5 protein-coding genes and 1 pseudogene are annotated in these 4674 nt (G+C 35.2%); 1 reads left to right on the forward strand and 5 read right to left on the reverse strand.

Annotated features, from left to right (window positions below):
- Window positions 1–491, forward strand: a 491-nt coding sequence (locus tag WBQ70_RS05255) for a molybdopterin-binding protein (RefSeq protein WP_423911436.1), incomplete at its 5' end; no start/stop codon positions are given.
- 105 nt (window positions 492–596) lie between these two features.
- Here WBQ70_RS05255 and WBQ70_RS05260 read toward each other — a convergent pair.
- The 5 genes and pseudogenes from WBQ70_RS05260 to WBQ70_RS05280 all read right to left on the reverse strand — a co-directional run.
- Window positions 597–1739 (reverse strand): acyl-CoA dehydrogenase family protein, encoded by a 1143-nt coding sequence (locus WBQ70_RS05260; RefSeq protein WP_423911438.1) that lies wholly within the window; start codon window positions 1737–1739, stop codon window positions 597–599.
- A 15-nt stretch (window positions 1740–1754) separates the two neighbouring features.
- Window positions 1755–2639: a ComEA family DNA-binding protein gene (locus WBQ70_RS05265; RefSeq protein WP_423911439.1), complete on the reverse strand. Its 885-nt coding sequence runs from the start codon at window positions 2637–2639 to the stop codon at window positions 1755–1757.
- Between the two features lie 26 nt (window positions 2640–2665).
- The gene (locus WBQ70_RS05270) at window positions 2666–2824 is read right to left on the reverse strand and encodes a hypothetical protein (protein WP_423911440.1); all 159 of its coding nucleotides are present in this window, start codon (window positions 2822–2824) and stop codon (window positions 2666–2668) included.
- Between the two features lie 32 nt (window positions 2825–2856).
- Complete coding sequence (locus WBQ70_RS05275; RefSeq protein WP_423911442.1) at window positions 2857–4527, reverse strand: sodium-dependent transporter; 1671 nt, start codon at window positions 4525–4527, stop codon at window positions 2857–2859.
- 30 nt (window positions 4528–4557) lie between these two features.
- Window positions 4558–4674 (reverse strand): annotated as a pseudogene (locus WBQ70_RS05280) (PspC domain-containing protein); the annotation flags it as partial.

Consider the following 4674-nt stretch of genomic DNA (forward strand, 5'->3'; position numbering starts at 1 on the left):
AACAAGCGCTTACTGAAAATGAAATCATTTTAGTTTCAGGTGGTATATCAGTAGGTGATTATGATTTTGTAGCCCAAGCTTTAGAAAGTTTATCTGTTGACACGCTTTTTTATAAAGTAAAACAAAAGCCAGGGAAACCACTTTTTGCGGGTAGACTAAAAGATAAAATGATTTTTGCTTTGCCAGGGAATCCTGCGGCATCTTTGACTTGTTTTTATATTTATGTTTTACCAACTTTACAAATGCTATCGGGACAAAAAATAGAATTTGGTCAAACGGAATTCAAAAAATTAGCACATGATTTTAGCGTGAGTAATGCTAGAAACCAATTTTTGAAAGCGCATGTTGTTGGTGATGAAGTAACGATATTAACCCATCAAAATTCTTCGATGCTGAATACTTTTTCAGTTTCCAATGGATTAGTATATGTGGAAGATGGTGGGTACGAATTGTTAAAAGGAGACAAGGTTTCGGTTTATATAGTAGGGTAATTTTAGCATTAAATTTAAACCAGTAAGAGATTAAGAAAATTAAGCTAGCCTTAATAAACTTAATCTCTTACTGGTTTTTAAAGAGTATATTGTTGCAATAAAATCTCAGTCTTTTAATAAATTTCTAGCGATTACTACTTTTTGAATTTCGGTGGTACCTTCGCCTATGGTACATAATTTAGCATCACGGTAGAATTTTTCTACGGGAAAATCTTTAGTATAACCATAACCGCCGTGTATTTGAACCGCTTCATTGGCTACTCTACAACACACTTCTGAGGAATACATCTTTGCCATCGCTCCCATGGTAGTCACGGGTTTGTGTTGTTGTTTTAAAAAGGCTGCTTTGTGTAATAACAATTCCGAAGCTTCAATTTCCGTTGCCATATCGGCTAGTTTGAAGGAGATACCTTGGAAACTACTAATAGGTTTGCCAAATTGGTGTCTTTCTTTAGAATACTTTAAAGCAGCTTCGTATGCTCCCTTAGCAATCCCTAATGATAAAGCACCAATAGAAATACGTCCTCCATCTAATATTTTCATGGCTTGGATAAATCCGTCACCTACCTCACCTAATCTATTTGCATCTGGAATACGGCAGTTGTCAAAAATTAATTCAGCTGTTTCACTAGCACGCATTCCTAATTTATTTTCTTTTTTTCCTGAGGTAAAACCTGGCGTTCCTTTTTCAAAGACAAAAGCAGTCATTCCGTGAGAATCTCCTTTTTCTCCTGTTCTTACAATAACTACCGCAATATCTCCAGAAATGGCATGGGTGATAAAGTTTTTAGCTCCGTTTACAATCCAATGATCTCCATCTTTTTTAGCTGTGGTATTCATTCCCCCTGCATCTGAACCTGTGTTGTGTTCTGTTAATCCCCAAGCACCAATATGTTCTGCTGTGGCTAACTTTGGAATCCATTTTTTCTTTTGCTCTTCGTTTCCAAAGGTCAAAATGTGGTTGGTACATAAAGAATTATGCGCCGCTACAGATAAACCAATAGAAGGATCTACCTTTGAAATTTCCTCTACAATGGTAATGTATTCGTGATATCCCAAACCAGATCCACCCAATTCTTCAGGAACTAAAACACCCATAAATCCCATTTCTCCTAATTTTCTAAATAAAGGAACTGGAAAAGTCTGCGCTTCATCCCATTCCATGATAAATGGACGGATGTTAATTTCAGCAAAATCTCTTATGGACTGCGCAATCATAGACTGCGTTTCGTTATAATCAAAGTTCATTGTAAGGGTGTTATTTTAAAAGGCCAAATATAAGGCTATAATAGTTGCTTTTTCAATAGACAGCCCTTTAATTTTTGTTAAATCATTAACATTTTTGATGTCGCCATTCATACTTCGGTACGTGACTATTTCTTTGGCTAATGCATATCTAAAGTAAGGGAATTGGGCTATTTCTTTTAATGAAGCATTGTTTATGTCAATTTTTTTTAGATTAGGAGTAGGTCCTATTTTAAAATTGGCACCCAGTTTAGTGATGACTTCAGGAGGCAAACCCCATACATCTTGCATTTGTTCCATCGAAACGAATCCTCCTAGACTTTCTCTAAAATTTATAATTCTTTCTGAAAATCCAGCACCAATACCATTAATTTTTATTAAATCTTCTTGTGTAGCTATATTAATATCGACAATATTGATTTTATCTTTTTTGTAAAAAGATGTTTTATCAAATTTCACGTATTGCTTAGGTTCTTTTTTATTAGTAACCCAATCAGGAAATTTAAAATAAGGAGCAATAGCGGCTAATAATGAGTCGGAAACTTTTGTAATGGTTTGAAATTCTTTAGGAGAGTTGACGTATTGATTGGTTTTTCGAAAAGCGAATAAACGATCAATTTCGGCTACAGACATTCCTAATTTGTATCCTTTGTAATCCGTAATAAAATTGGGATTGAAAGGTTTGATTTCGTATTTTTTATCAAAAGAAAGTGCTTTAAGACTGTCAATTTGAGGTTGCATTGCTAACCATTGTTTTTCGTCTTCAGAAGGTGTTTTTTCTGGTGTTTTGGATGTGTTATATATATACCAACTGGCTTGAATGGTAACGATGAGAAGTACCAATATAAAAATACCAGTCCGTTGTTCTTTGGAAAACAAAAAGTAGGGTTTGATATTTTCCATAACAAAAAAGAGTAACGGTTAAACGATTATTTTTCTTTTTGTCGCTCAGTTTCATCATCGTTTTCAGAGAAAGAATCAGGTTCTTGTTTGGGCTTTATAGTTAGCACTTTATAGAAAAAGTACGCTGCAAAAGAGACTACAATTCCCTGAGTGAGTAACATCGTTACTAAGGCTTCTGTATTCATAATCGTATTTTTTTAATGAGTAAATAATTTTATTATAATGTGGCACGTCCTTCTTTGTGTCTTTTTTGAAAAGCAACATAAACCAAACCGCAAATAAAAAGAAACAAGGCTAAGAGCATTAATCGAGCAAAATTAAGATAGAAAATCTGATCGTGTAATTGCGCAATTATAACGGGATCTGTGGCTATGGCTAATTGTTCTTTGATTCCTGAATGAATAATTGTTTTAATTATTGATCCGTTATCGAGTGTCCAGCCGTTTCCAGACAGCAAAGTAGTTATGTTTCCGGACCAATTATTATCTTTTGGTTTAAATAATGACCCCATAAAGATGATGATTAACATTACAGGAGTAACAAATTTTATAATGTATTTATAAATAATTGGTACTTTGATATCTGCTCCTGAGATAATGGCTTTCCATCCTTTTTCCATTCCAAAAATCCAAGAGAATAAGATGGTCTCTAGCATGGCGAATAATACTAAACTCACGGTTCCTGCCCAATAATCGTATTCGTCAAACACACCTTGCTGAAAGAATATCACTGTGGGCAATCCCATGATTAAAGCGATAAATCCAAAGGACCAAGCGCCTTTGTTTTGTGACCAACCAAATTCATCCCGCATGAACCCCATCCAAGGGGTTCCCATGGCTAAAGAAGATGTTATTCCTGCAAAAAAGAGTAAGCCAAACCAGAGAACTCCTGCAATGATAGCAATCATGCTTCCCCATTGTTGGAATAAATACGGCATGGTTTGAAATGCCATTCCAAATCCTGCATTTTCTTTGACCCAATCCAATCCTAAATACCCTGCTGCGATAGGGATGACAATCATACTTCCTAAAACCACTTCGACAAATTCGTTCATAAATCCTGCCGAAACCGCATTTAGAGCAATATCATCTTTCTCAGCAACATAAGCGGCGTAACAATGTACGGTTCCCATTCCGACTGATAAAGTGAAAAAGATTTGTCCTGCGGCTGCCATCCAAACTTTTAAATCAAATATGGAATCGTATTGTGGTGTCCAAATGAAATTAAATCCATCCCAAGCATTCGCATCTGGGAATATATCCGAAGCTCCTGAAGTACCTAAAGTCAAACTTTTGATGGCTAAAATAGCACCAAATAAGATCAATAAAGGCATTCCTATTTTGGCTACTTTTTCAATTCCTTTTAATCCTTTGGATAAAATATAGGTATTGATGATTAAGCATAAAACATAAAAAATGACGGCTTCATAAGGGATTCCCGTTGTGGAATGCCCTACGTCAACATACGAACCAAAAAAACTAGCCACTTCTGACTGTTGCATGCCTTCAAAAGTTCCTATTATCGAATGATACACATAGGACATCGTCCAAGATTCAATGTAGCAATAATAGGCTGCGACGGCAATATTTGTAAAAATTCCAAAAACACCAATGTATTTAAGTACTCTGCCTTTAACCATTGAATCTAAAATATAAGGCGTACTGTGATTTCCAAATTTCCCACCGTAACGACCTGAAGACCATTCGATAAATAATAACGGAATTCCCATGATTAAAAAACAGATTAAATAAGGAACGATAAAGGCGCCACCTCCATTTTGAACAGCTTGAACAGGAAAACGAAGAAAATTTCCTAAACCAACAGCATTTCCCGCCATTGCTAGTATTAAACCTACACGTGAACCCCAAGAATCTGATTTTACACCCAAAATTTATTTGATTTTAGTTATGATATTTATTTAAAGATCGAAAACAGACGTACGTTTAGCACGAATCAAATCTTTCAACCGAATCCAAAAAGCGAGAATAAGGTAAATTCCAAACCCTAAACCCACAGTAACAAAAGAAATATATAT

Source organism: Flavobacterium sp., from assembly GCF_049590715.1.
In the GTDB taxonomy this organism is placed as follows: Bacteria; Bacteroidota; Bacteroidia; order Flavobacteriales; family Flavobacteriaceae; genus Flavobacterium.

Coding starts and splice junctions, on each gene's coding strand:
- WBQ70_RS05265 (WP_423911439.1), bottom strand. CDS start 2,639: ATGGAAAATATCAAACCCTACTTTTTGTTTTCCAAAGAACAACGGACT.
- WBQ70_RS05260 (WP_423911438.1), bottom strand. CDS start 1,739: ATGAACTTTGATTATAACGAAACGCAGTCTATGATTGCGCAGTCCATA.
- WBQ70_RS05270 (WP_423911440.1), bottom strand. CDS start 2,824: ATGAATACAGAAGCCTTAGTAACGATGTTACTCACTCAGGGAATTGTA.